A 25,660-nucleotide genomic window follows, 5' to 3' on the forward strand; every position below is an offset into this window, starting at 1 on the left:
TCATCGGGCGGGCCGCGCTGATGCGGTTGAATGCATGTAGCGGCTCTTTTCTTCAGGCTTGGGTTCGGTTCAAGGTCTAAGCCTTTTTAATGTTATAGTATAACAACAACATTTAACCAGCCTCTCGGCTCAACCGGTCTGAAGTAAAAACATGCGCAGTTTTCTGAAATTCGTATTCGCAAGCCCGATGCTGATATTGGCGCTAGATGCTTCAGCCCAGAGCCCTATGTTGGCAAACTGCACTCGCAGCGCGAATTTACTGGCCTGTGTCGATGGGCAAGGTAATGCCTACAGCGTCATGACGGCCGGAAACACCCTGTATCTCCGTGGATTTGAAGTAAATGGCCGCCGCTATTGGGCACAAACCACTAGCCGCTATGGCCAGCTGACGTTCTTTACCGGAATAGCTTCTGACGGAGAGACCTGGGTGGGATACAGTCGGCGCGTGGGCTGGACGACAATCAATCGTTTCTCGAGCTCGGGTGGAAGCACTGGGAAATTTTTATGCGGACGCATAAGCGGTTGCCAGGACGCACCACGCTGATGTTTCACGTGGAACGGTACGAAAAGCCCTCACACCCAGCAAAATGAAACTGCATTCATGAACTAGTGCTCGTCGAACACAATGTTATAGTATAACGTTTGTTGTGTACCTATGACGGACCTTGAATATGAATGCGTTCACTCTGCCGGACGTTGCCGCGCAGGCTTCGCGCCAGGCCTTGCCCCTTGACTGGGTAGGCATGTGCGGCATCGCGGTACCCGTATTGATCGACGGTCAGCGTCTTAACGCGATCGCTGATGCCGGTGTCAGCCTTGACGACGGTGAAGCCCGAGGCATCCATATGTCACGCTTGTACCTGGCGCTGGAGCTGCTCGAAAGCGCAGCGCTGTCTCCCATGCTGTTACGCCGAATCCTCCAGCAATTCCTCGACAGTCACGCCGGTCTGTCCGACGCCGCCTCGCTGAGCATTTGTACCGATCTACTGTTCAAGCGCCCTGCGCTAGTCAGCCCATTGGCTGGCTGGAAGCGCTATCCGGTCAGCATCGAGGCCCACCTGAAAAATGATGTGTTCCACGTGGAACTGACCATTCAGATTGCCTACTCGTCCACCTGCCCTTGCTCGGCCGCGCTCGCTCGTCAGTTAATCCAGCAGCAATTTGTAGACGACTTTGCCAATAAAGCGCTCGAGCACGCCGGAGTCCTGGCCTGGCTAGGCTCATCAAAAGGCATCCTCGCCACGCCTCACAGTCAACGCAGCACGGCCACGGTGAAGCTGAGACTGAACAGCGACGTCGACGAATTGCCGCTGCTGTCGCTCATCAACGAAGCCGAAGCAGCCCTCGGCACGGCCGTACAAACCGCCGTGAAACGGGCAGACGAACAAGCCTTCGCCCTCGCCAATGGTCAAAACCTAATGTTCTGTGAAGACGCCGCGCGGCGGCTGAGCATGGCTTTGAGGCGATCCCCCGATATCGCCTCCCTCGATGTGCGAGTGGTGCACGCCGAAAGTTTGCATGCCCATGACGCTGTGGCACAAAGCCGTTGGGTCAGGGAGGCACTGTGATTCGTTGCCAGTCATTGCGCTGGGGCGCCCCGGGCCACCCCCTCACACCCCCGTTGAACATAGAGCGGCCGGCGGGAAGCCTGACGGCCATCGTCGGAGCCAACGGTGCGGGCAAAAGCAGCCTGCTGAAAGTGCTGGCGGGCCTGCAAAAACCCCTATCCGGCAAAGTCGTGCTGGATGTTCCACGTCGCGGCAGCGTCTCGTTTCTGGCGCAACAGCAACATCTGGATCGGCAATTTCCAATCAGCTTGCAAGAGTTGGTGGCGGCGGGATCCTGGGGGAGCAGACACACGCCAGCGATGCGCCGCCATCGCTTGAAAGCCGTACTGCAAGACTGGGCGTTGGATGGCTTGGAGCATCGCTCGTTGATGGCGTTGTCGGGAGGCGAGCTGCAACGCGCCCTTCTCGCCCGTTTGAGTCTGGCCGAAGCGCCCCTGTTGTTGCTCGACGAACCCCACGCCGCCCTCGACGAACAAGGCCAGGCGCTACTGTGGAAACACCTTCACGGCTGGCATGCCGAAGGCCGCACCCTGGTGGTGGTTTGTCATGATCTCGCTGCGGTGCGCCAACATATTCCTCATACACTATTGGTCAGCCAGGCTGGTTGCACGCTGGGCCGCAGTGTCGATTTGATTACCCAACAACCCCTCACGCAGGTGGCCTGATGCTCGCGGCCACCCACCTCTGGCAACCCTTTCAGGAATTTGTCTTCATGCGCCGGGCGCTGCTGGGCGGCCTGGTATTGGCGTGCAGCACGGCACCGCTTGGGGTGTTTTTGATTCTGCGACGCATGAGCCTGATAGGCGACGCCGTCGCTCATGGCATCTTGCCCGGAGCCGCACTGGGTTTCTGGTTCGCCGGGCTGAGCCTGCCAGCCCTGACGCTGGGCGGACTCGGTGCAGGCTTGAGCATGGCCGGGGTGGCAGCCTGGATTACCCGTCGCACCGGTCTGCGGGAAGACGCCAGCCTTGCGGCGATCTATCCCATTTCCCTGGCCGCCGGTGTGTTGATTCTTGGTATGGCCGGCAAACGCCTGGACTTGCTGCACCTGTTGTTCGGCTCCGCGCTGGCGGTAGATGGCCCGACACTTACCGGCATGCTCTGGGTTTCGGGGGGCAGCCTGCTCGCCATGGCGCTGATTTACCGACCGCTGTTGCTCGACACCCTGGACCCTCTTTTCCTGCAAACCGTCAGCCGGCTGGGCCCTCTGGCCCATGGCGTATTTCTGACCTTGGTCGTGCTGAACCTGGTCATCGGCTTCCAGGCCATCGGCGCACTGATGGTGGTCGGTTTGATGATGTTGCCGGCTGCCGCTTCACGATTCTGGAGCCGTCGTTTGCCGGTTCTGATGGGAGTCGCGGCGCTGTTTGGATGTGTGTCGGTGTGGCTCGGACTGCTGTTGTCATTCCACTTCTCGCTACCCAGCGGGCCGGCCATCGTGCTGGTGGCGGGCGCGTTGTATCTGCTGTCCGTAGTGTTCGGTCCGGTGCACGGTTTGCTGCGTCGCCCGCCTTTACTCACATCCCAATGAGGTGTTTCCCGATGCGCGTTCTGCTCGTGCTGTTCAGTCTGATGGTGTCCTTCTCCACGTCTGCCGCCGAAAAGCTCCAAGTGGTGACCAGCTTCAGCATCCTTGCCGACATGACCCAAGAGGTCGGCGGCGAGCATATCCAGATCACCAACCTGGTGGGGCCGGACGCGGATGCTCACACTTACGAACCCACCCCAGACGACGCCAAGGCGTTGCTCAGCGCCAAACTGATCATCAAGAATGGTCTGGGTTTTGAACCGTGGCTGGATCGCCTGGTCACCAGCACCGAAACCAGCGCACCGGTGATCAGCGCCAGTCGCGGCGTTATTCCTCGTTCGCTGGATGAAGAGGGCGAGACCGTCCCCGACCCGCATGCCTGGCATAACCTGGCAAACGCCGAGCTGTACGTCAGGAACATCACCAAGGCGCTGGAAGCCGCCGACCCGGCCCACAGGGTCGACTACGAACGTAACAGCCAGGCGTATCTGAAAAAGATCTATGCGCTGCTCGCCGATGCCAAGGCCAAGCTTGGTGCCTTGCCACCGGGCAATTGCAGGATCGTGACGTCCCACGATGCCTTCGGCTACCTGGGACAGGCCTATGGCATTGAGTTTATCGCGCCCCAGGGGCTGTCCACTGAACGGGAGCCCTCGGCCGCCGATGTCGCGGCGCTGATTACCCAGATACGCCAAGCGAAAGTAAAAGCCGTGTTCATGGAGAACATCAAGGACGCGCGCCTGCTCAAGCAGATAGCGGCTGAAAGCGGTGCGCACATCGGCGGCACGCTGTACTCCGATGCGCTGGCGGCCAGCGGACCGGCCAGTACCTTCATCGGATTGTTCGAGTACAACCTGAATACGTTGTACGACGCGTTGCGCCGGCCATGATTTGCAAGCGTCCTTGAACGAACTTTCGTGGGAGCAAAGCTTGCTCGCGACGCGCACGAGCCTTGCTGCCACAGATCAACCAGGTCATGTACGCCAGAGCTGGATTCAAGCCCTCGGCTTGACCGTCCCGCAATCCTGCCCCAGCCACACGGCGCGAGTGTCCAGGCTGCCGTTCTGCTGGATGCCGGTGGCATTGAATGTGCCGTTCACCGCCGTAGTGAATTCCCGATCACTCTGGAATGTTGCCACCCCATTGCCTTGGGCTTTCGGACAACTGAAACGAAACTTCCACTGATTGCCGGTGCGCTCGGTGATCTGCTGCTTGCACCCCGATTGCGGGTCTTGCAGCGGAATGTCATTGGTCTGGACCTGCTCCGGGGTGAGGCATACGCGAATACCCTTGCCACCCATGGTGATGCCCTGCTTTTCCAGCATCGCCCGTTGCTCCGGGGTTATCTGGTTTTGCAGTTGGCCAAGAATCAGTTGCAGGTCCGGCAGATTCTGGTTGTCGACCTTCATATTGCTTGTAGTCAGTTCCCACAACCCTGGTTGAAGCATCTGCGCCTGAGCCGCCACAGAAACCGACAAACCAACCGTCAGGGCCAAACCCAGCAGACAAACTTTCATCACAAGCACTCCAGAGGACAGGTGGCCGTTAGACGTCTCCCACAGGCTTCGGTTCAGGCTCGGCAGGAGTGAATTAATTAGCGACATCCGTCGTGGAACATGGTCTGTTAAGCATTGAAACTTCAGGAGCAAGGCTGCCCCATGGATTACTTCGGCCCGCATGTTTTCGGTTACCTGATCGCACTGCTTCACACTCTGGGTTCCATCGCCGCCGTTCACGCGGTGCTTACGGTGCGCACCGCTCAGGGTTCCATCGCCTGGGCCCTGTCGTTGGTATTTATCCCCTACCTGACATTGATTCCCTATCTGGTTTTCGGCCGGAGCACGTTCGACGGCTATATCAAGGCGCGCCGGCAAGCCAACGAAGAAATGCGCAAAGCGGTTTCCGAGCTGAACTGGCGGCCATGGGTCGAAGAAGCCCTCGCCGCCCGCGCCTCTGAGGCCTACGCCTCGTTACGGGCGATGCCCAAGCTGGGCCGCACGCCGTGCCTGGCGAACAACCAGGTGCGCTTGCTCATCAATGGCTTCGCCACATTCGAGGCGATTTTCGAGGCCATTGAGAGGGCCCGGGAAGCCGTGCTGATTCAGTTTTTCATCATCCACGACGACCGTCTCGGTCAACGTCTAAAAGCGCTGCTCCTGAAGAAAGCCGCCGAAGGTGTTGCGGTGTATCTGCTGTATGACCGCATTGGCAGCCATTCCCTGCCCCACCGCTACGTCCAGGCTTTGCGTGATGGCGGGGTCCATGTCAAAGCCTTCGCCACCCGTAGCGGCTGGCTCAACCGATTCCAGGTCAATTTTCGCAACCATCGCAAAATCGTCGCGGTGGACGGCGTCTTGGGTTTCGTTGGCGGCCATAACGTGGGCGATGAGTACATGGGTGAAAAGCCGCCCTTGGCGCCATGGCGCGATACCCATGTGGAAGTACGCGGGCCCGTCGTGGCGAGCATGCAAGAGTCGTTTGCTGAAGACTGGTTCTGGGCGGCCCGCTCATTGCCGCCGCTCATCCTGCCGGACGCGTACCCGGATGATGGCGTGCTCTGCCAGTTACTGGCCAGCGGCCCGGCCGACGCGTACGAAACCTGTTCACTGTTTTTTGTCGAAGCGATCCATGCGGCCAGCGAACGTATCTGGATCACCACGCCGTACTTCATTCCTGATGAAGCGGTATTCGCTGCGTTGCGCCTGGCGGTATTGCGCGGGGTAGACGTGCGCATCTTGCTGCCCTCACGCCCGGACCATAAGGTCGTTTACGCGGCGTCGAGCCTGTACGCATTCGAAGCCGTACGGGCCGGCGTGCGGGTGTTTCGTTATGAGCCGGGCTTCCTGCACCAGAAAGTCGTGCTGATTGACCGGGAAATCAGCGCCATCGGCAGTGCCAACCTGGACAATCGTTCGTTCCGGCTCAACTTCGAGGTGATGCTACTGACCGTGGATATTTCGTTCGCCGCCCAGGTCGAGCAGATGCTCGAGGACGACTTCGCCCAAGCGCTGGAAATAGACAAACAGGAAAGCCGGGAGACCCACCGCCTGCAGAAGATCGGCATGCGGATCGCCCGGCTTATTTCCCCGATACTCTAAGTGGCACACATCTGATCAAGGGGTATAGATGTCGTCGCGAGTCCAGGGCAATTCATGGCTGCCATCGGCGTGCGTCTTCACCGCCAGGATCTGGTGCAGGTTGATCCACCCCTTGGCGAACGCGTAGGCGCATCCGGCCAGATAAAGCCGCCAGATCCGCAGCGCTTGCTCCGGCACTTCTTTGGCGGCGGCCTCAAGATTGTCTTCCAGCCGCTCACTCCAATGATCGAGCGTGCGGGCGTAATGCATGCGCAGGCTTTCCACATCGACAATCTCCAACCCCGCTTCGCTGATCTGGGCGGAAATCATCGACAGGTGCGGCAACTCGCCGTTGGGGAACACATACTTCTCAATGAATTCGCCCGCGCCACGTCCGACCGGGCGGCCATCAGTGTGCTTGGCGGTGATGCCATGGTTCATCACCAAGCCACCCTCGCGAACCGCGCCGAAAAGCGTTTTGCAGTACTGCTGGAGATTGGCATGGCCAACGTGCTCGAACATGCCGACGCTGACCACCTTGTCGAAGCGACCGTCCTGGGGCAGGTCCCGATAGTCGAGCAACTGCAACTCCACTTGATCCTCCAGCCCCTGCGCCTTGACCCGTTCCCGAGCGAGGGTCAGTTGCGCCTGGCTGAGGGTAATGCCGAAGACCCTGGCGCCGAATTCCCGGGCAGCGTAACGGGCCAAACCACCCCATCCGCACCCCACATCCAGCAGATAATCACCGGGTTGCAGACGCAGTTTGCGACACAGATGGCGGAATTTGGCTTGCTGGGCTTGTTCGAGGGTTTCGCTACCGGTCTCGAAATAGGCACAGGAATAAGCCATGTCGCTGTCGAGCCACAGCTGATAGAACGCGTTGGAAAGGTCGTAATGATAGGAAATCGCTTTGGCGTCGGTTTCCTTGTCATGAACTGAACGCACGGGTTGATTCGCGCCATCGTCTTCCATCAGCGCCTGACTCAGTTCATCACAGACGCGAATGACTTCGTTGATCGAACCTTCGAGTTCCAGCTTGCCTTCTACAAACGCCGCACCCAGCGCGTTCAGACTGGGGTGGGTGAATTGCGCGACCATTTGTGGGTCCTTGACCACGATCGTGACGCTGGGGTCGGCACCCAACGTAAACTCATGGCCGTCCCAGAGCCGCAGCCGAAGCGGTAAATGCAGATTCTGTAAGGCCGGTGGAAGTTGCGCGAGCATGAGATATCCCCCTTGTTTCAGACGACTGAAATGAGGGTAGACCATCCTAGAAAAATAGCAGGCTATCGAATTTATAGCCTTTTTCTATCGCCTTCCACATCTACTGTTCTAACCAGTAACTCCCTGAAGGGGTACACCCTCTGCGTAGCTGACTATGAGTATGGCCTACAGTTCGCCGAAATTCCCCTTTGGTCGAGGGTCTCGATTTTCAACAACGGTTCCTGAAACCGCAAAAGACGCCCGGCATTGCCCAAGACCAGCAACGTGCTCACGTTATGCAGCAATGCCGCGATCATCGCCCCAGCCGCGCCAAGCCAACCGAATGCGGCGAAAGCGATGATCGCCAGCGTCCAGCCCAACCCGATGATCACGTTGACCTGCAACGTGCGCCTGCATCGACGACTCAGGCGCACGCAGGTGCCGAGGCGGCGCAGGTCACTGCCGATCAATACAATGTCCGCCGACGCAAGCGCGATGTCCGAGCCACCCGCCCCCATCGCTATGCCCACTACTCCGGCCTTGAGCGCCAGGGAATCATTGATGCCATCCCCCACCACCATGGGTCGCAAGCCGTGGTCGATCTCGGCCATGACCCGTTTAAGTTTGTCTTCAGGCAAAGCGTGAGCCTGCACTTCGCCAATACCGATTTCCCGCGCCAGTCTGTTGGCTACGCTCTGGCGGTCCCCGGTCAGCAACAACTGGCGCCCCAGGCCCAGCGCCCGCAACTCAGCCATGGCCTGGCGCGCTTCCGGCTTGGTGCTGTCGGCCAACAACAGCCAGGCGATGAACGTTCCCCCCAAGGCCAGGCCGGCAATAGGTCCGTCATGGTCAGGGATCGGCGAAGTCTCGATCCCCAACCGGGCGAACAACTCAGCCCGACCAAGAGCCGCCTCACCTTGGTCGGTCATCGCCACCACACCCAACCCTTGGTGTTCGTGGATTTCGGTCAGCGGCAGATATTTTTCCGGCGCCACCAACCCAGCCAACGCACGACTGACCGGATGGCTGCTGGCCGAACCAAGGCTGGCGGCCAATGGCAGCAGAAAGGATTCATGCTCGCGGACGCTGTCGATGGATTGCAGGCGAAGGATGCCGTGGGTGAGCGTGCCCGTTTTGTCGACGACCAGCGAGGTCAGGTCCGCCAGTTCCTCCAGGAAGGCCGCACTACGGATCAGGATTCCATGACGCGCCGCGACTGCGATGCCGGCAACCGCCGTCGCCGGAGCTGACAGGACCAGTGCGCAAGGACACGCTGCCACCAACACCGCCAGCATCGCCTGGGCGTCGTTTGTAACGAACCAGGTCACCGCCGCCAACAGCAACACCAGCACCAGATAGCTGGCGGCGTACCGTTCAAGCAACCGGGTGATGGGCGGCTTGGAACGCTCGGCGTTTTGCATCAGGGCAATGACTCTGCCCAGCGTCGACTCATCCCCCGTGCGAGTCACTTCCAGGCGTAGCAGGCCATCGAGGTTGATCGCGCCCCCAAAAACCTCAGTGCCCACCAGCGCCTCCAACGGCACCGATTCACCCGTAATGGGCGCGGTGTCGAGACTGGCCTGGCCAGACAGGACCCGACCATCCACCGGCACCCGATCACCGGCGCGCACCTCCACCACATCGCCGGGTTGGAGCGTGGCGTTGTCGACTTCAATTATCGAGCCGTCGGCCTGAACCTTGCGCCCCTGGCTTCGGGTCAGTTGGGCGAGGGCATCGATGGCTTCCTGGGAACCGAGGACGCTGCGCTCCTCCAGCACGTGACCAAAGGTCATGATGATCGGCAACAGCGCAGCCGTCAGCAAATCCCCCGTGGCCCAAGCGCCGAGCATGGCCAGGGCAATCAGTTGATCGGTGACGCCATGCAGGCTCGGATATCGCAAGCTGTACCAGGCCGAACGCATCACCGGTACAGCCACCAGCACGGAGGCCGCCCCCCACAGTAGTTGGCTGACAGCGTTCTGCTCCGGCGCCCACCCGCGCCATACCAGACCCAACGCGAGCAGACCGAGGGCAATCATCGCCAGCGTCAGTTGCCGCGCAACCGTACGCTGTTCGCTGGAAGACAACATGGACGCGGTGAGGGTTTCGGCGTTCATTGCTCAGCTCCCTGAATGATCAGGCGGGAATCGTCTTGCGGATCGACCGTTGTCACTGAACCGGCTTGGCGAAGAATCCCGGGGATACGTTCACGATAAAGACGTAGCAACATCTGAGGATCGCTCTCCTGAGTCTTCGCCAGACTGAGGACCGTGGCAGTGTCAGCCGAGGCTTTGGCGAGCCGTTCACTGGCCTGAGCATGGGCAATCTGAAGGGCACGGTCGGCGTCCTCGCGGGCGGTCTGGGTCAGTTTCTCGGCTTCGGTGCGGGCGTTCGCCACGGTTTTGTCCACCTGCTGGCTAGCGGTCAATACCGCATTGAACGCACCCACCGCAGGGCCCGGAAGGCTCGATTGCACATCGACGCGCACCACCTCGATCCCTAGCCCCTGCCCTGTCGCGGCAAGATCGGCCAAGCGTCGATTGATGCCCTGGAGCAGATCACTGCGCAAGCGTTCACGACGTTCGGCCGCCTGGTTATCGCGACCGATCAATTCGGGACGAGCCACGAGAATCGTATCCAGGTCCCGTGCTGCAGTAAGGCTTATGGCGCTGCGGGTGACCAACCGGTCCAGCGCCGGCAACACATGCTCGCCCTGTACAACGAAGGCATAGGGCTCGCTGACTTTGTAGAACACCCGCACATCCAACTGCACCACTCCCGCGTCACCGGTCAATAGATAGCCAGAACCGGCCAGCGCATCGCTGACCGGTGAGGCAAAACTGGCGACGCGGTCAGCCTGCAAAGCCGCATCCGAACGCAGCAGGTTTTCCACCCGCCGCTCCAGGACCCGATCCGCCGCCGGCAGCAAGATCACGTGTTCCACCGGACGAGGCCAAGCAAGCAACAGGCCGGCACTCTGGACTCGATCCAGGGCGCCGAAGCGCAGGATCACCGCGCGACTCTGCGGATCAATCTGTCGCACATTTGAAAATGCCCAGGCCAGCGCGGCTAAAACCGTGACGGCATAGAGCGCCAGAAAGGCTAGCCGTCCGGCCTGAATCCAGGGACTGACGGAGGTATTTGTTCCACGTGGAACCAAACTCATGGCCGTGTTCCACCTAAACGTTCCACGGATGGTGGGCCCTCTACCAAGGCGCGAAACGGTGCAGCGTCGGTGCGCAAAATCAGTTTCGTACCTGGGGAAACAATTGTTCCCAAGGTGTCCAGAGAGCGCAGAAGGTTGTAGAGCTGGGGGGACCCGGCGTATGCCTTGCTATAGATCCCGGCAGCTTCAACACGGGACTGCGCCTCGATCTCAGCCGCTTTCACCTTTGCATCGGCCTGAAGAATCCTCGCACCACGCTCTGCGGCAGAACGAATCTGCGCCGCTTCACGCTTGCCAATGGCGGTGCGCTCAGTAGCAATGGTTTCACGCTCAGCGCGCATGCGGTCCACCGTCGCAGCCAGCGTCACCGACGGTAAGGTCAAGCGCTCGATGCCAACTTGCAGCACCCGAACGCCGTAGGTGCTGAGCAATTGTTGATCAATCTGCTGCCGCAACTGAGCTTCGAAATCGGCGATGCGCACCTGGCTGGCATCGGTATTGACCAAGCTGGCCAAATCAAAACTGGCGGCGGTGGTTTCCAAGGCTGAACCAACGAACGTGCGAATCTGCCGTGCAGCTTCATCCGGTTGATTCTGCACCGCACGCATAAAGCGCTGAACGTTTTGCGGGTCACCCTGCACCTGCCACGCGACGTAGGCCTGAACAATGATCCGCAATCCGTCGCGGGTACCCACGTCCTGCAGCCCGCTGGAGGTGGTGCGTAATCGCAGGTCCACCGGGATCGCCGCTTCGAACGGTGCCGGCCAGCGCCAGTTCAAACCTGGTTGCAGCAGCACCCGCGCCGGATTGCCGAAACGGGTAATGACCGTCGCCTCTCCCGAGCGCACTTGCACCAGGCTGGCGGCAGCGATAGCAAACGCCACCAGCAGCGCCGCCCAGCCCATCCGGTCCCAAGGAAACGGGCCGGCCACATGTGGATCGTCATGATGGTGATGATGCCCATGGTGATGGTGGTGGCCGGCATGAGCGTGACCGGGATGATCATGGTGATCATGTGAAGAAGACTGGCTCAATGGGCAGCTCCTGGCTGGACCGGGTTAGGCGGCGACGCGGGATCCGCCGGCAGCGTGAACGTACGCAAATCGAGGGTGGGTGCGTTGCTCCCAGCCCCCAGGCGATGATCGAGAATCAGCAGCTTTGCATTGCCAAGTCCCTGGCTTAGCTGGCTGAGATATTGCTCCAGCACAAAAGCATGGCCAGCCGTTGCGTAGGCTTGGCGTTCGGCGTTGAAGCGCAAGTCGGCGGCTTGGGCGGTCGCATTGATTTCTCGGGCGGTGGCTTGAGCCTGGTCATGGACGATGCTGGCTTGCAACTGCGCCTGGTTAGTCTGCTGCGCTGCGGCACCACGCTCCCGGGCGATCAGGGCCTGGGCGCCAATCTGCGCCGCTTGCACGCCGTGATAGGCATTGGCGGCGCCGGCCGGCGGATGAATCGCTTCGACCACCGTTGCCAGAATTTCCACACCGCTGTCGAGCCTCTGCAAGTCAGCCTGTACTGCACGGCCGATTTCATCCGCCAGACTGACCCGATCGACACCCAGCAAACCATCGAGCGTCCGCGAGGCGAACTCATGCACCAGAACGCGGCTGGCGGTGCTGCCGATCAGCGCGGGCACATCGGCACTGTTGTAGGTGGCCGCCAGTGCCGCCGCGTCGGTAAGGCCGATGCGATAAATGAAACGTACGTCCATATTGACGATCTGGAAGCTCTGCTGGTCGGCTCGGCGGCTGGCAATGACTTGGGATTTTTCGTTCACATGACTGGCGTCCCACAATCGATTGGCAGCCGCGGGTGCCGGTCCTTCCGCTGAATCAGCCTCGGTAACCATCCGGTTGCCGCCGACGCTGGTGGCCAGTTCATGCACGACGCCGTTCTCGACGTTCAACACCCTGCCCAACGGCCACGGCAAGCCGACTTGCAGGCCAGGGCCGAATACTTCCACCGGTTTACCAAAGCGCTCGTAGATGCCCCGCCCTTGCAACGCAACCTCATGCACACCAGTCAGCAGCCACCCCACCAAGGACACTAGCGCCAGCACCGGCAAAAAGGCGCGACGCATGTAGTTGAACGCCCAGATCTGACGCAAGTCGATACCGAAATGACTGTGCAGCTCATGTTGCAGCGCCGACAACGGCTGTGGCGGCCAGCGCAGCAACTCGGCGATGACACTTCGGCCCAGCAATGATGGCTCCAGGGAATCCCGGCGCGGGCTGAACAACGACAGCAATGCGCGCAGTAACAATTCCGCCGCCACCAGAGCCGGCAGCACCCCCATCAGCACGGCCAGGCGCACCGGCCAGATGGACGTTTGTGCGGCGAACAGCACGCACAAGGCGCCCAGCACCAGTACGACAATCGCCACCCGGGTCAGCTGAGCCAGCGCCTGGGCCTCCGGCCATTGCTGAGGGGATTGCTGGACCCACTGACGCTCCAATACCAACAACCCGAACGCCAGCAGCAAAGAGAGCACCGCTCCCACACTGGCCGACACGCCGAGCTCGGTCGCAGGTAATTCCAGGTTCCAGGTTTGCTCCAGACTGAACAGCACCAGGAGTGCCCAACCGAGCAGCCACAATGTGGGGCCGCCGATGTGCTTGAGCAGGGCGATCCAACGGACACTGATTCGATCCAGCAGGCGCTCATACCAGCCATGGTCATCCACTGGCGGGGTTTCAGAAACCGGGATATCCATAACCGGCATCAGCGCCATGCCCCGCCACTGGGTGATCCACCAGGCCGATTGCAGACCCGCCACCAGCACCCATACTCCGGCACTTTGACTGACCAGCAGCGGCGGCCACATCGACTGCGGCGAGAACAACCCGATGAAAAACGCCACCACCAGACCCATGCCCGCTACGCCACCCAACCCGAAGGCGATCCGCCTCAAGCGACGCCCCTGAAAGAGCGCCTGCTGGAACCGCGGCAACTGGGCTACCTCTGCCCCCTCGACATCAAGATCGATTTGCATACCACCCCGACGCGGCTCTGTTACATATCGTTACCTTATAACGACTCTTGTGAAATTTATGTTTGAGCACCTTCTTGCAAATTCTCGACCCTGGCCCTTGACCGAGATATTCGAGAACGCACATATTACGATCATAATTTTTCTCAAGCAGAGCGGGAGAAGCGCCATGAGCAACTACGACGTGATCATTCTGGGCGGTGGCCCCGGTGGGTATAACGCGGCGATTCGCGCCGGACAGTTGGGCTTGAAGGCCGCCTGTGTCGAGGGCCGAGCCACCTTGGGCGGCACCTGCCTGAACGTCGGTTGCATGCCCTCCAAAGCATTGCTCCACGCCTCGGAGCTGTACGAAGCGGCCATGGGAACGCCATTCGCCAATCTGGGCATCGAAGTCAGCCCCACCCTCAACCTCGCTCAAATGATGAAGCAGAAGGACGAGAGCGTGGCAGGCCTGACCAAGGGTATCGAGTTCCTGTTTCGCAAGAACAAGGTCGAATGGATCAAGGGCTGGGGCCACATCGACGGGCCCGGCAAAGTGACGGTCACTGGTGAAGACGGCGGCAAGACCACACTGAGCGCCAAGGACATCGTCATCGCCACCGGTTCCGAGCCCACTCCCCTGCCGGGTGTGGCGATCGATAACCAGCGCATCCTCGACTCCACCGGTGCATTGTCCTTGAGTGAAGTGCCGCGTCATCTGGTGGTGATCGGCGCAGGCGTCATCGGCCTCGAACTAGGTTCGGTCTGGCGGCGCCTGGGCGCTGAGGTCACGGTGGTGGAATACCTCGATCGCGTCTGTCCTGGCGTGGATGGCGAGGCCGGCAAGACCTTGCAACGGGCCCTGGGCAAACAAGGCATCCAGTTCAAACTGAGTTCCAAAGTCACCGGCGCCACGTCTTCGGCCAGCGGCGTGCAATTGCAGGTTGAGCCTGCAGCGGGCGGCGAGACGCAGCTCTTGGATGCAGATTATGTGCTGGTCGCCATTGGCCGTCGGCCGTATACCCAGGGGCTGGGGCTTGAGAACGTCGGCCTCAGCACCGACAAACGCGGCCTGCTCGCCAACAAGGGCCACCGCACCGAAGCGCCCGGCGTGTGGGTGATCGGCGACGTGACATCCGGTCCGATGCTGGCCCACAAGGCGGAAGACGAGGCCATGGCCTGCATCGAACAGATCGTCGGCAAGGCCGGCGAGGTCAACTATGACCTGATCCCCAACGTTATCTACACCCGTCCAGAACTGGCCAGCGTCGGCAAGACCGAAGAACAGCTCAAGGCTGAAGGCCGCGCCTACAAGGTCGGGAAGTTTCCGTTCACGGCCAACAGCCGGGCCAAGATCAACCACGAGACCGAAGGTTTCGCCAAAGTACTGGCCGATGAACGGACCGATGAAATCCTCGGCGTACACCTGGTGGGGCCAAGCGTCAGCGAGATGATCGGGGAATACTGCGTCGCCATGGAGTTCAGCGCCTCAGCCCAGGACATCGCGCTGACTTGCCATCCGCACCCTACCCGCTCGGAAGCCTTGCGCCAGGCGGCGATGAATGTCGAAGGGATGGCGACACAGATGTAATGCGTGAACTTATCCACAACACGCGGGGAGCAAGGCTTGCTCCCCGCGTATCTGGATGTCTACAAAGCTTAACGAGCCAAATCCGGGCCTTGCGCTGTCGACGGCTGATCAATCCCAGCCCCAGCGCCACCACCAGCAGGCCACCGGCTATTTGCAGCCAAACCTTATAGGGCCGCAACACCGAACGAATCGGCTCCAGCGCCTGGGTCACGTAGCGTTTGTCCGCGTTACGAAAATCAGGATAAGGGCAGTGGCGGCCAAAATCCCAGGCCCACTCCACGTAAGGGCCATGCTGCACATAACGTTGATACAACGCACGTTGCTCCGCCAGACTGGAGTTGTACCCCACCGCGGCGCACAGCACCGCCGCAAACGCATGGCTGGTATGGGGCAGGTTGTCGGCCGCCTGGCTCGCCAACGCCGTGGCGACAAAACGGTAATGATAACGCGCGTCCGGTTGCGCGGCGCTGGCCTGCTGGCGTTGCCACTCGCCTTCGCTGATCAGCGGTCCAACCTTCAGGTCGGCGGGTTCAAGGCTATAGTTGCCGCCAAAGGTGGCGTAGTCCGGCGCCATCTCGTAACCGAGCAGTTCCATACCGTGGGTACGCGCGAACCAGGATGCATTGAAATACGCCTCGGCCCGTCGAGTGGGCCACCACCTGGACTCGGCCTCCTGGCGCAACTGCCCATACGCTCGGGCCTGGTTCTGTAGCTCGACGTTGTCGAAGTAGTCCGGCGCCTCGTCGTAGCGTCCTTCTCGGAGCAAGCGACGCCCCAGCAGATTGCGCAGGTTCGCGGCCACCGGCAGTTGCACGTAATTGTCGCGATCCTGCTGGCTCAACGGCGGCACCGCCGGGACTTGAGCATCGACGTACTGCTTGAGTTCGTCGACGGTCAGCACCCGCTCAGCGACCGTAGCGGCGTCATACCAATAAATGCTCTGGCTACGGTAGAGCTGATCGAAGGCTTGAAGGTAATCGCCCCGTTGCAAGGCCAGGATCGCGCTTTCGCCTTCGACCCGGCACTTGGGTTGCACGGACTCGTAATTCCAATCCGGCGTGCGTCGCTCGCCCCACGACTCGTCTTTGGGAAACGCCTGGGCGGCTTTGGCATAGGCCGCCGCCGCGGCGCCTTTGTCACCCTCGCGCACCGCCAGTTTGGCCCGCAGCCACCAGGCCAGCCCGCTATCCCCAGCCTTTTCCAGGACCGCCTTGGCGGCGACATAATCGCCTTGCTGATAATTCACCGCCGCCAGACGATCGGCATTATCGAGACTGTCACGGGTGCTGGCTTGCAGCAACTTGACCAGCCGCTTCTCGCCGGCCGGTTGCTCACCGAATGACCAACCGATACGGCTGAGCAACGAAGCGGTGAGCAGTTGCTGCACTGCTTTGCCTTTGAGCTGGCGCATCAACTGCTCGTCCGGCAGCTCGCTCAGATCACCGACCAATTGTTTCAACGAACTGTAGCCGACCTCGGAGCCCAGCCGGTTCTGGCTGGCGTAGAGTTCAATGGCACTGTTCCAATCGTCACGGGTGTAGGCAACCCGGGCTTCTTCGCCGAGGCTGGCGACACCCAGCTCCAACGGGTCACTGAAACCACTGATGCTCAACTGACGAGCCTGACGGAACGCCTCTTGAGCCTGCTCCAGCAATACGGCCGGTTCACCGTTGCCCGCCTCGCTGCTCATGGCGAACAAGGCTCGTCCCAGGGAATACGCGGCCCATGTGCTGCGCAACCGGCGCTCTTGCGATGGCAACGCGAGCAACTGACGGAACGAATCGACCGCCAGCGCATGCTCGCCGGCGTTGAAGGCTGTCGCGCCGATCGCGTACAACCGCAGTTCGGCAGGCAGATTCGCCGCTTCGGTGGTGACCTGCTGAACGTCGGTCAGCGCCCGCACCCGCTCCACCACCGCTTGCTGCGGCGGGGTCAGGCCAAGCCGTTCGGCCTTGTTGCGTTGTTCGACGTAGGCAGGCACATCACCATAACGCTGATCCGGGTTGGCCGTCGCATCGGTGGCCGACTTGAGCCCGGCTATGGCGTGGCCGAGGCGACTGATCTCGAAGCGAAAGCTGCCTTCGGGCAAATCCGCCAGCGATTGGCTGCGGTTATCCAGCAGGCGCATCGGGAAATCCGGTCCGCAGGCCAGCACCTGGCCCAACGGCAGGCTGAGGCTCAGACAGAGCAGACGACTGGGCCACTTACGGGTGGACATTGAAACCTCCTTGGTCAATTTTCGTACAGCGCGCCCAGCCAACGGCACGCTGGGCGCCGGCGGCCAGGCGGCCTTCCTGAATGCGGGTGAAGGTAAGCAGTCCGGGAGTTTGTTGCAACGTGTACCCCGCCAGCGCATCGGCACCGTCGCAGGCACCAACGACCAAGGTCAGGCGTTGCGGCCAGGGACTGTCGAGATTGCCCTGGTTAACCAACGCAATATCGTAAAGCCCGTCCTGTTCACGCACACGCAAGGCCAGGCGACTATCCAGGCGGTCTCCCCGCGCAACGGCACCGAGGGTGGTCAAGCTCCAGGCACGTCGGTCATCCGCCAGCGGCAGGCGAAACCAGATCAGCCCGGCCAGATGTGTCGGCGGGTCGGCCCGCAGTTCTGCCACCAGCCCGGCCACTTGCTGCGGGTCGGCCAGCAGCTCACGACGCTCGCCGCCTTGATCGATCGGCACTTCGCTTTCAACCACCGGCACACCACTGTCCTGAGTCAACAGCGCCATGCCGTAGGCTGGCAGGGCCAGATAGAACGGTCGCGTGGTAACACCGCTCCAGCGTTCGGCCCAGCGCAAAGCCTGTTTCGGGTCGAACAGCCCCTGCCGGGGATCACTGACCGCGTGGACCTGCAACACGCTGCTGTCCACCGTCCGCAGCAGCCCTGGCAACGCAGGGCTGTCGAGCCAGGCAGGTAATGCCGTGATGCTCAGCCCCAGCGTGGCGGGCAGGGCTTGCCGCAAGCGGTTCAAAAATGCGCCATAGGCAGGCAGTCGCGCACTACCGGCGTCGTGGTCGATCTCGATCCCTACTGGGGCCAGGCCTTGCGCTTGCCAGTCGCTCAGCAACTGCTGGATCTGCGCGATCACATCGTCCTGATCCAGAAATTTGAGCTGACCGTCCAGGCGTATCACTGCGATCAGCGGTCGACCGTCAGCCTTGAGCAGTTGCGCATCGATCCGCGCGCGGCTCCAACCGGCCCGGGGAAAGGCCTGCAAGGCAAGAATGCGCAGGCTGGAAAAATCCTTATGGCTTTGTTGGAGCGCCAGCACGTGGGCCGGCGTCCACTGGCGCTGCCAGACATAGAGTTGTTGATCGAGAGCCGGTGGCGGGGACTGTTCACAGCCGCTTAACAGCACTGCGGCAAGGATCAGCGATAGCCGGAAAAGAAAAGCCATGGAGTTTCAGCACCCAAAAAAGGCTGGCAGATTAACCCCTCCCGCGCCAGCCACAAATGAATTCATCCTCAGTCCCTGTCATCCAGGCTTACGCGCAATAATCACCTGACTCTTGGCCACCACCGCGTCCAGCGCCTGCTTGATCTGCGCGCCGCGTGGCGAATTGAGCACCGCTTGCCAGGTGTCGGCCCAATGGTTGAGCAACGGGTGGTCGGCATTGCTGAAATCGACTTTCGCTTCCCAGAACAACAGCATCCACATCGACCAGTAGAAACCGTACTGGCTGTGGCTCAACACCTCCAGCCCGGCCTCGCTGACCATCGCCTTGAACTGCTCTTCACTGATGATGCGAATGTGGTTGGGCTTCTGGAAATACTCCGGCGCGGCGATGTCTTTTTGCAGATCTTCGGAGCTGGGGTGCGGCACGCTCAACAGGTACAGCGCGCCGGGCCGGCCGACCCGGACCAGCTCGGCGAGAAACTGCGCCGGGTCGTCGACATGCTCAATGACTTCCGTGGACACCACGCGGGTGACCGTACCATCGGCAATGGGCAGCGGGTTGCAGTCGGTCACATGGCATTCGACGTCACGCGCCGGAGTGTCGCTCAAGCGCTGGCGGGTGGCCTCGACCTTGGCCGCGTCGATGTCGGCGATGATAATCTTCGCCCCGCGCATGCCACAAAAATGCACGTTGCCACCGTCGCCGCAGCCAACGTCCAGCAATATGTCCTCAGGCGCAACCGGGAAACCGCTGAACAGCTCTCCGGTTTGCTGATTGAACCAGCCGCTGAGCATCGCATCGTGCAACCCGAGCATATAGGGATCGACCTTGTCGGCCGCTGGTGTTGCGGGCGCGGGCGTACCCGTGGTGAGTTTCTTCAAAAGGCTCAGCATGAAGGGGCTCCAGAGACGGGAAGGACGGGACGGGCGGCACGCAGGCGTTCAACCAGTTGAGCTCCGCGCTGGCGCATGGGCATTTCAACCATCCGGTAGTTGAGTTCGCTCAACAGCCCGATCAGCGTCAAGGCACAGGCAAGGGCCAGCCAGGGATCACTCGCCACGTCCGGCGACCCCAACGGGGCGAAACGAAACCACAGCTCGCGCAGCAGGAAAAACACCGGGATGTGGATCAGATAAATCCCGTAGGAGCGGCTGCCAACCCAGGTCAACGCGGTTTTCAAAGGGCTGCGGGGCAGGAGATAGTCCCGGTCATAGGAGGCCACCCATACCAGCACGGCACTGAGCAGCGCGATGACCCCAAGACGGTAGAACGACAGATTGAAGTGTTCAGTGGCAATCCACGCCATCACGCCCCCCAAAACGACGATCAGCAACATCCCCGCTCCGGGCCAGCGCAGCCACTTGGGCTCGAACCGCCCGTACCCGTGCCGCAAGCTCCAGATCGACAGCAGCACGCCGAGGGCCAGGGCGTCGGTGCGGATCACCGAGAGCCATACCGCACGCCAGGTGAAAAACTGTACCAGCACCACCGCCAGCAACACCCAGACCAGATACCGGCGCGAGACGAACACCAGCAGCGGCAGAATCAAATAGAACTGCTCTTCCAGCGAGAGCGTCCAGTAAACAAAGCTCGCACCATATTCATACCGCATGAATGCATCGGCAAAACGCAAATTGGCGAATTGCAGAAAACCGGCCAGGGTCGCCTGTACGTTGGCTTGCACACTGCCAAACGCACCGGAACGATTAAAAAACAACGCAGCCAGCAGCATCAGCAGCAACCAGAGCCACGCCGACGGCAGCAGGCGAAACGCCCGGCGAATCCAGAATTCCCGGGCGGTGGCCCAGAACTGCCGAGAATTGTCACAACCGCGCAGTTGCGGGATCAGACTGCGGCCAATGACAAAGCCCGATATCGCGAAGAACAGATCCACGCCCCACCATAGTTGGAAGCTACCGGAAAGAGCCGACAGACGCGGCCATCCGCCGGGAAACGGCATGCCTTGTACGTGATGGAACAGCACACCCATCACCGCAACGGCGCGCAACAACTCGATGTCCATGATTCGCTTGCTGCTCATGCTGAGCTCCGGGTGGCAGGATCAGGTTTGCGGGCAATGATGACCTGGCTCTTGGGCATGAATTGATCGAGGACCTGCTTGATCGCCAGGCCATCGGGTCGTGTCAGCACGCCCTGCCAGAGAGTCGCCCAGCTCTCCATCAGCGGCGGGTAAGGTGCCTGGATCCGGTCACGCACCGCCCCCTCGAGGGCTCGTCCGGCCGCGCGTTCACTGGCCCAGAAAAAAATCATGCCCATGACCCAGAAAAAGCCGCTGGCCTGGCGATGCTCGATGACCAGCCCCGCGTCCTCCACCAATGCAGCGAATCGTTCGGCACTGAAAATCTGCACATGGTTGGGAGACTGGAAGTAACCCGGCGGTGCGATGCCCTGCTGTAAATGCTCGCCCACCGGGGCCGGCACGCTGAGCAGGTACTGCGCCCCTGGCCGGCCCATGCGCACCAGTTCGGCCAAGAACGGCTCGGGTTGGTCGACATGCTCGAGCACTTCCATGCACACGATTTTGTCAGCGCAGCCATCGGCCAGCGGCAGCGGCAGGCTATTGCTGACCAGACCCAGAAACGGCGCGCGGGTCTGGGCCTCGACCTGACGGGCCAGGCTGCGCACCTTGTCGTGCTCGCTGTCGGTAAAAATCACTGAAGCGCCTTGGCGTACTGCAAACAAGGTCGCCACGCCCTCCCCGCAACCAACGTCCAACAAGGTGTCCTGGGCGGTGATAGCAAAGCCTTTGAGCAGCTCGCCGCTGTCGTTGAGAAACCAGCCGTCGAGCATTGCATCGTAGAGGCCCACGTCACGGGGCGACACGGCGCCAGTCGATGGCGGCGCGGCAGGTACGACGGGCGGCCTGAGCCACGCCAGCAACCGCCCGATCATGGCTGCTGCGCGTTCCGGCGACGCTCCAATACCTGTTCAAAAAACACCCGCAGACGCTGCTCGGCGTTGGCCTGGCTGCAGAACGTTTCCAGACTGCGCACGGCATGGGCCGACATGCGGCGATAACGCTCGGGGTCGTTTTTGGCCGCGTCGTAGCTGGCGCGATAGGCCGAGCACAGCGAGTCCCAATCGGTGACATAGCGCAGGGTTCGAAACGCTGCACGCGGGTCATGGGGCCAGGCAGTCAGTTCCTCGGAGCACTCGACGACGAAGGCATTGTCGCGGTCGATGTAATCAGCCATCGCCGTGTTCAAGGGTGCAATTGCCGGCCGACCGCAGGACATGAACTCCATCAGGGGCAAGCACTGGCCTTCGCCGTAAGAGCAGTTGACCACATAGCGAGTGGCCTCCACCAACCGCTCATAGTCCGCGTCCGCCAGGTAACCGTGGATCAGCACGATGCGGCAGCGGTATGACTGGTTCTTGTAGACATGGTGCAGCATGTCGTTGAGTGCGGCAGTGACGTCGTGGTGGGTCAGCTTGAGTACCAGCGTTGCGTCAGGAACGTCGCGGAACGTCGCGCAAAATGCGCTGATCATGTCCTTCCAGTTCTTGCGTCCATCGTAAGGGTTGAAGACCGACGTATACACCACTCCGTCCAGAAGCAGCTCGCAATCCTGGGCCGGAGCATCAAAAACCAGCGCCGTACCGGCCTGGTGCGCTGGCGGGCCGTAGGGCCGCAAGTCGACGGTGCGGCTGTCGATCAACAGCCCGCGCAACTGCAGGCGCATGTGATCGACCGTAGGTCGCTGGGCCAGCATCGCACCGCGCGTGTAAAACCGGTCCCATACCGGAGCGGCAATGGCGACGATGGGGAAGTCCGCTCCCATTACCTCCCGCACGGCGTGGACGGTGAAGCTGGAATGGGTAATCGCCATGCCGGTCGCGCCAAGGACCACCCGCCAGTCGTGCCGCGGCTCACCCTGCCAGCTTTCGGTCGGGATGGTGCTGAACTCCCAGGCGAAGACGGGAATCGTCGGGCAGGCGTAGTGGGCATCTGTGCGATGGGGCGGGGAAAAGGACAGGAAGACACAATCCTCGCCGCGCCCCAGGCAATCGGCATATAGCTGATCGACTTCTTCTTCCGGCCGGGTCACTTCAATGACGTGTCCCAGCCGCTCCAGTACCGGGCGAAACTCCTTGAGCACGAAGTAATAGCTGTATTCGGGTTTGCCGAGGTTCGCCAGAATGTTGCTCTGATTGGTTTCCGAATAAACGATGATCAGCATGATGTGGAACTCACCTGGGCCAGCGGCGCATTCTCGGCACGGCCTTGCGGGGCCAGGAAATCCACCAGGCGCTGCTGCACCGGGGTAAAACCACAATAGCGACGCATGCGCTCATTCGCCGCCACCGCCATGGCCTGGTAGGCCTGCGGCTGATGCCGGGCCATGGCGTAGCTCTGTTGGTAAGCAAGTTTCAGCGATCCCCAGTCGGGCCGATGGCGCAGGGTGCGGTACAAAATGCGCGAATCTTCCGGCCAGATGGTGGGTTCATGGCTGGATTTGACGATAAAGGCCACCTCGCTATCGATGTAGTCACGCATCGCCGTGTGGTCCGGCGCGATGGCCGGGCGCGCGCAAGACATGAACTCCATCAGCGGCAGGCACAAGCCTTCGCAGCGCGAAGCATTGACGTAAAAACTCGCCGCACCGTACAACCGGGCGAATTGCTCGTCCTCCAGATAGCCATGCATCACCACTACCCGACAGCTGAACGGCGATAGCTGGGACAGCAGCGTGAGCAACTCGACGTAGTAGGTCGACAGGTCGTTCTGGGTCATTTTCAGCACCAGCGTGGCGTCCTCGACGTCCCGCAGCGCCCAACAAAATGCCGTGATCAAGTGATGCCAGTTCTTGCGACCGTCATCGGGGTTGAACACGCTGACATACACCACCCCGCTGACTTGGGTTTCCACCATCAGACTGGTGTCCGGTAGAGCCGCCTGGGGGTGTTCCGGTGGCGCCGGTTCTGGGATCGGTTCGACAACATCTGGCACCGGCGCCGCCGGCCCTCTTACAACCCGGCTCACCGAAACCCGCACCGGCACTGGCACCAAGTCGCGAACCGCTTCGCGATACCAGCACAACAGATTGTGCTTGATCAGCCACAACGGCCCTTGATCAGCCTTGCCGGTTACGGCGCGCAGCACTTCGCGCAGGTAATGTCGGGAGATGAAAACGCGGCGCCGCCACGTCAGGGCCGGTGGTTCGACGAGCGCTTGCACCGGCGCCTCTTCGATCAGCGGAGCAATCAAGCCATCTGCCGACAGCCCAAGGGGACGGCTGTCGATGATGCAGCCCTTGATCTGCAAGACCGTGCCCGGATTGACCGGTGTGATGGGATATTGCTCACGAACCGCAGCGAAGCGTTCCCACAGTGGCGTGGGCAAGACCAGCACCGGGAAATCCTCGCCCAACGTACGACGGATCGCCTCGGCCGTGTGGCTGGACAGGGTAATCACCCGGCCATGGCGCGCCAGCGTGCGGCTCCAGTCATGGCGCAGGTCGTCGTCCCAGTGCTCGGCCGGAATCGAATCGAATTCCCAGGCCACCACGCAGACCATGGGGCACAACAGATCGACGGGCGTCTTGTGGGGAGGTGAAAACGAGAGAAACAGACAGTCCTGCCCCGCCTGCTGCAACGTTTGATAGAGCGGATCGACCTCGGCGACCGATGACACCACATGCACCCGGCCCAGGCTTTCCAGCACGGGGCGATAAGCCTTGAGCACGAAGTAATAACTGTACTCAGGGCGGCCGAGGCTCTGGCTGATGGAGTGATCGTTTACGTCCGAGTAAAGAATGAAATTCATGGCATCCCATCATGGAGCGGCCATCCCGGCGACTCCACCTCATGACGGTCGACTCACGAACCGGCCCGGCCAGGAGGCCGTTGCTCGTCGATTGTCTGCGTACCCGTCTCGTTCTTGTTTTTAGTGGCCCTTGCCCCGTGGTTCGACTTGAAATCGACATCGCAGGGATCGTGACAAGGGGCATTCTAACCACATCAACCAAGGGTTCGTGAACAGGCGAATGAGAATAAACCGGCTATAAATATGAGAACTGACCGGTCACGATTTACATGGTTGAAATTGCTTCGAAATTGGCACAGATTGGCAACCAAACAACTACAACAAACGCTTCCTCTGGGCTGACTTTCGAATAGATTTCTCCGAACTTACGGAAATATCCTACTCAGATCCGCACCAGACGAAGTTTGCATCGAGAGGGCTGGTGCTTGAAAAAACGTCTGTTCGTAACAGGCCTCGGCGGTTTCGTAGGACGCCACATCAAATCTCGCCTGGATGCCCCCAATTCCAGTTGGCAGGTGATGTCCGTCCCAAGCCGTTATGACCTGACAGACGGTAGATCCCTGGAAGGTCTCTGGCCCGAGATCCCCGATGCCGTGATCCACCTGGCAGGCCAGACATTCGTTCCCGAAGCCTTTCGCGATCCGGCCCGCACCCTGCAAATCAACCTGCTAGGCACCTTGAATCTTCTCCAGGCCCTCAAGGCCCGGGGGTTCACCGGAACATTTCTGTATGTCAGCTCTGGTGATGTGTATGGCCAGGTCAGTGATGACGGATTTCCCATTACCGAACAACAGCCCCCAGCCCCATGCAATCCATATGCGGTAAGCAAGCTGTCAGCAGAACTGTTAAGTCTGCAGTGGGGAATCAGTGAAGGTTGGCCTGTTGTGGTCGCACGCCCGTTCAATCACATCGGAACCGGGCAGAAGGAACATTTCGTCATCGCGAGCGCCGCCCGACAGATCTGCCGTATCCGACAGGGACTGCAACCCCCCCAACTCGCCGTAGGTGATATTGATGTCACCCGCGACTTCCTTGATGTCGACGATGTTGTTTTGGCCTACCTCGCCTTATTGGAGAAAGGAACACCTGGCCGGATCTACAACATCTGTTCGGGCCGTGAGCAAAGCGTGCGCAGCCTGATTGAGCAGCTCGCAGATATCGCTCAGGTAGAAATACAATTGACCCAGGATCCTACGCGCTTGCGCGCAGTGAGCCAGCGCCGCGTCTGTGGCAGCCATGCCAGACTGCACCAGATAACAGGATGGAAACCTGATACCACAACACAACAATCCTTAAGAGCAATTCTGTCCGATTGGGAGATACGGGTGCGGCAGGAATGAAAACTACATGCATAAGGCATCCTCATGGCAGG

21 protein-coding genes are annotated in these 25,660 nt (G+C 60.7%); 8 read left to right on the plus strand and 13 right to left on the minus strand.

Going from position 1 to position 25,660, the window contains the following annotated elements; translation table 11 throughout:
- The first annotated feature begins 151 nt into the window (after positions 1-151).
- From PSEUDOMOFG3G_RS22505 to PSEUDOMOFG3G_RS22525, 5 genes are all read left to right on the plus strand, one after another.
- A complete protein-coding gene (locus PSEUDOMOFG3G_RS22505; RefSeq protein WP_139048679.1) occupies positions 152-544 on the plus strand; it encodes a glutamine synthetase in 393 nt (130 codons plus the stop codon).
- Between the two features lie 127 nt (positions 545-671).
- A complete protein-coding gene (folE2, locus tag PSEUDOMOFG3G_RS22510; RefSeq protein WP_047226685.1) occupies positions 672-1,568 on the plus strand; it encodes a GTP cyclohydrolase FolE2 in 897 nt (298 codons plus the stop codon).
- The gene (locus tag PSEUDOMOFG3G_RS22515; protein ID WP_047226684.1) at positions 1,565-2,233 is read left to right on the plus strand and encodes a metal ABC transporter ATP-binding protein; all 669 of its coding nucleotides are present in this window, start codon (positions 1,565-1,567) and stop codon (positions 2,231-2,233) included. Before folE2 ends, PSEUDOMOFG3G_RS22515 begins: the two co-directional genes overlap by 4 nt.
- Complete coding sequence (locus tag PSEUDOMOFG3G_RS22520; protein WP_139048680.1) at positions 2,233-3,099, plus strand: metal ABC transporter permease; 867 nt, start codon at positions 2,233-2,235, stop codon at positions 3,097-3,099. Before PSEUDOMOFG3G_RS22515 ends, PSEUDOMOFG3G_RS22520 begins: the two co-directional genes overlap by 1 nt.
- An 11-nt stretch (positions 3,100-3,110) precedes the next feature.
- Positions 3,111-3,986, plus strand: coding sequence for a metal ABC transporter substrate-binding protein (locus PSEUDOMOFG3G_RS22525; RefSeq protein ID WP_139048681.1), 876 nt, complete (start codon positions 3,111-3,113; stop codon positions 3,984-3,986).
- 105 nt (positions 3,987-4,091) lie between these two features.
- On the opposite strand, the gene PSEUDOMOFG3G_RS22530 is transcribed toward PSEUDOMOFG3G_RS22525, so the two are convergent.
- On the minus strand, positions 4,092-4,613 hold the full coding sequence (locus PSEUDOMOFG3G_RS22530) for a DUF3617 domain-containing protein (RefSeq protein WP_139048682.1): 522 nt from the start codon (positions 4,611-4,613) through the stop codon (positions 4,092-4,094).
- Between the two features lie 141 nt (positions 4,614-4,754).
- Here PSEUDOMOFG3G_RS22530 and cls point away from each other — a divergent pair, with 141 nt between their 5' ends.
- Entirely contained in the window at positions 4,755-6,194 is a 1,440-nt protein-coding gene (cls, locus tag PSEUDOMOFG3G_RS22535; protein ID WP_139048683.1) for a cardiolipin synthase, read from the plus strand.
- Between the two features lie 15 nt (positions 6,195-6,209).
- Here cls and cfaB read toward each other — a convergent pair whose 3' ends face one another.
- From cfaB to hflK (PSEUDOMOFG3G_RS22560), 5 genes are all read right to left on the minus strand, one after another.
- Positions 6,210-7,397 (minus strand): C17 cyclopropane fatty acid synthase CfaB, encoded by a 1,188-nt coding sequence (gene cfaB, locus PSEUDOMOFG3G_RS22540; RefSeq protein WP_047226679.1) that lies wholly within the window; start codon positions 7,395-7,397, stop codon positions 6,210-6,212.
- Positions 7,398-7,549: 152 nt separating this feature from the next.
- Positions 7,550-9,493, minus strand: coding sequence for a cation-translocating P-type ATPase (locus tag PSEUDOMOFG3G_RS22545; protein WP_139048684.1), 1,944 nt, complete (start codon positions 9,491-9,493; stop codon positions 7,550-7,552).
- The gene (gene hflK, locus PSEUDOMOFG3G_RS22550; RefSeq protein ID WP_139048685.1) at positions 9,490-10,542 is read right to left on the minus strand and encodes a protease modulator HflK; all 1,053 of its coding nucleotides are present in this window, start codon (positions 10,540-10,542) and stop codon (positions 9,490-9,492) included. Before hflK (PSEUDOMOFG3G_RS22550) ends, PSEUDOMOFG3G_RS22545 begins: the two co-directional genes overlap by 4 nt.
- The gene (gene hflC / locus PSEUDOMOFG3G_RS22555; protein WP_139048686.1) at positions 10,539-11,576 is read right to left on the minus strand and encodes a protease modulator HflC; all 1,038 of its coding nucleotides are present in this window, start codon (positions 11,574-11,576) and stop codon (positions 10,539-10,541) included. Before hflC ends, hflK (PSEUDOMOFG3G_RS22550) begins: the two co-directional genes overlap by 4 nt.
- The gene (hflK, locus tag PSEUDOMOFG3G_RS22560; protein WP_139048687.1) at positions 11,573-13,534 is read right to left on the minus strand and encodes a protease modulator HflK; all 1,962 of its coding nucleotides are present in this window, start codon (positions 13,532-13,534) and stop codon (positions 11,573-11,575) included. Before hflK (PSEUDOMOFG3G_RS22560) ends, hflC begins: the two co-directional genes overlap by 4 nt.
- Positions 13,535-13,700: 166 nt before the next feature.
- On the opposite strand from hflK (PSEUDOMOFG3G_RS22560), the gene lpdA reads away from it, so the two are divergent.
- Positions 13,701-15,101, plus strand: a complete 1,401-nt coding sequence (gene lpdA, locus PSEUDOMOFG3G_RS22565) for a dihydrolipoyl dehydrogenase (RefSeq protein ID WP_076383184.1) — start codon at positions 13,701-13,703, stop codon at positions 15,099-15,101.
- On the opposite strand, the gene PSEUDOMOFG3G_RS22570 is transcribed toward lpdA, so the two are convergent.
- The 7 genes from PSEUDOMOFG3G_RS22570 to PSEUDOMOFG3G_RS22600 all read right to left on the minus strand — a co-directional run bounded on the left by PSEUDOMOFG3G_RS22570 (position 15,037) and on the right by PSEUDOMOFG3G_RS22600 (position 24,288).
- The gene (locus PSEUDOMOFG3G_RS22570) at positions 15,037-17,319 is read right to left on the minus strand and encodes a hypothetical protein (RefSeq protein WP_257220620.1); all 2,283 of its coding nucleotides are present in this window, start codon (positions 17,317-17,319) and stop codon (positions 15,037-15,039) included. The two genes, lpdA and PSEUDOMOFG3G_RS22570, sit on opposite strands and share 65 nt — an antisense overlap.
- Entirely contained in the window at positions 17,306-18,499 is a 1,194-nt protein-coding gene (locus tag PSEUDOMOFG3G_RS22575; RefSeq protein ID WP_139048688.1) for a DUF3142 domain-containing protein, read from the minus strand. The genes PSEUDOMOFG3G_RS22570 and PSEUDOMOFG3G_RS22575 overlap by 14 nt, the downstream gene beginning before the upstream one ends.
- 78 nt (positions 18,500-18,577) lie before the next feature.
- Complete coding sequence (locus PSEUDOMOFG3G_RS22580) at positions 18,578-19,393, minus strand: class I SAM-dependent methyltransferase (RefSeq protein WP_047226671.1); 816 nt, start codon at positions 19,391-19,393, stop codon at positions 18,578-18,580.
- The gene (locus tag PSEUDOMOFG3G_RS22585) at positions 19,387-20,541 is read right to left on the minus strand and encodes an acyltransferase (RefSeq protein ID WP_139048689.1); all 1,155 of its coding nucleotides are present in this window, start codon (positions 20,539-20,541) and stop codon (positions 19,387-19,389) included. Before PSEUDOMOFG3G_RS22585 ends, PSEUDOMOFG3G_RS22580 begins: the two co-directional genes overlap by 7 nt.
- The gene (locus PSEUDOMOFG3G_RS22590) at positions 20,538-21,413 is read right to left on the minus strand and encodes a bifunctional 2-polyprenyl-6-hydroxyphenol methylase/3-demethylubiquinol 3-O-methyltransferase UbiG (protein ID WP_139048690.1); all 876 of its coding nucleotides are present in this window, start codon (positions 21,411-21,413) and stop codon (positions 20,538-20,540) included. Before PSEUDOMOFG3G_RS22590 ends, PSEUDOMOFG3G_RS22585 begins: the two co-directional genes overlap by 4 nt.
- Positions 21,410-22,702, minus strand: a complete 1,293-nt coding sequence (locus PSEUDOMOFG3G_RS22595; RefSeq protein ID WP_139048691.1) for a glycosyltransferase — start codon at positions 22,700-22,702, stop codon at positions 21,410-21,412. Before PSEUDOMOFG3G_RS22595 ends, PSEUDOMOFG3G_RS22590 begins: the two co-directional genes overlap by 4 nt.
- The gene (locus PSEUDOMOFG3G_RS22600) at positions 22,696-24,288 is read right to left on the minus strand and encodes a glycosyltransferase (protein WP_139048692.1); all 1,593 of its coding nucleotides are present in this window, start codon (positions 24,286-24,288) and stop codon (positions 22,696-22,698) included. The genes PSEUDOMOFG3G_RS22595 and PSEUDOMOFG3G_RS22600 overlap by 7 nt, the downstream gene beginning before the upstream one ends.
- A 425-nt stretch (positions 24,289-24,713) precedes the next feature.
- On the opposite strand from PSEUDOMOFG3G_RS22600, the gene PSEUDOMOFG3G_RS22605 reads away from it, so the two are divergent.
- On the plus strand, positions 24,714-25,628 hold the full coding sequence (locus PSEUDOMOFG3G_RS22605) for a GDP-mannose 4,6-dehydratase (RefSeq protein ID WP_139048693.1): 915 nt from the start codon (positions 24,714-24,716) through the stop codon (positions 25,626-25,628).
- The last annotated feature ends 32 nt before the right edge of the window (positions 25,629-25,660 follow it).

Origin of the sequence: Pseudomonas sp. FG-3G, assembly GCF_901007645.1 — a bacterium.
Classification (GTDB): Bacteria; Pseudomonadota; Gammaproteobacteria; order Pseudomonadales; family Pseudomonadaceae; genus Aquipseudomonas; species Aquipseudomonas rhizophila.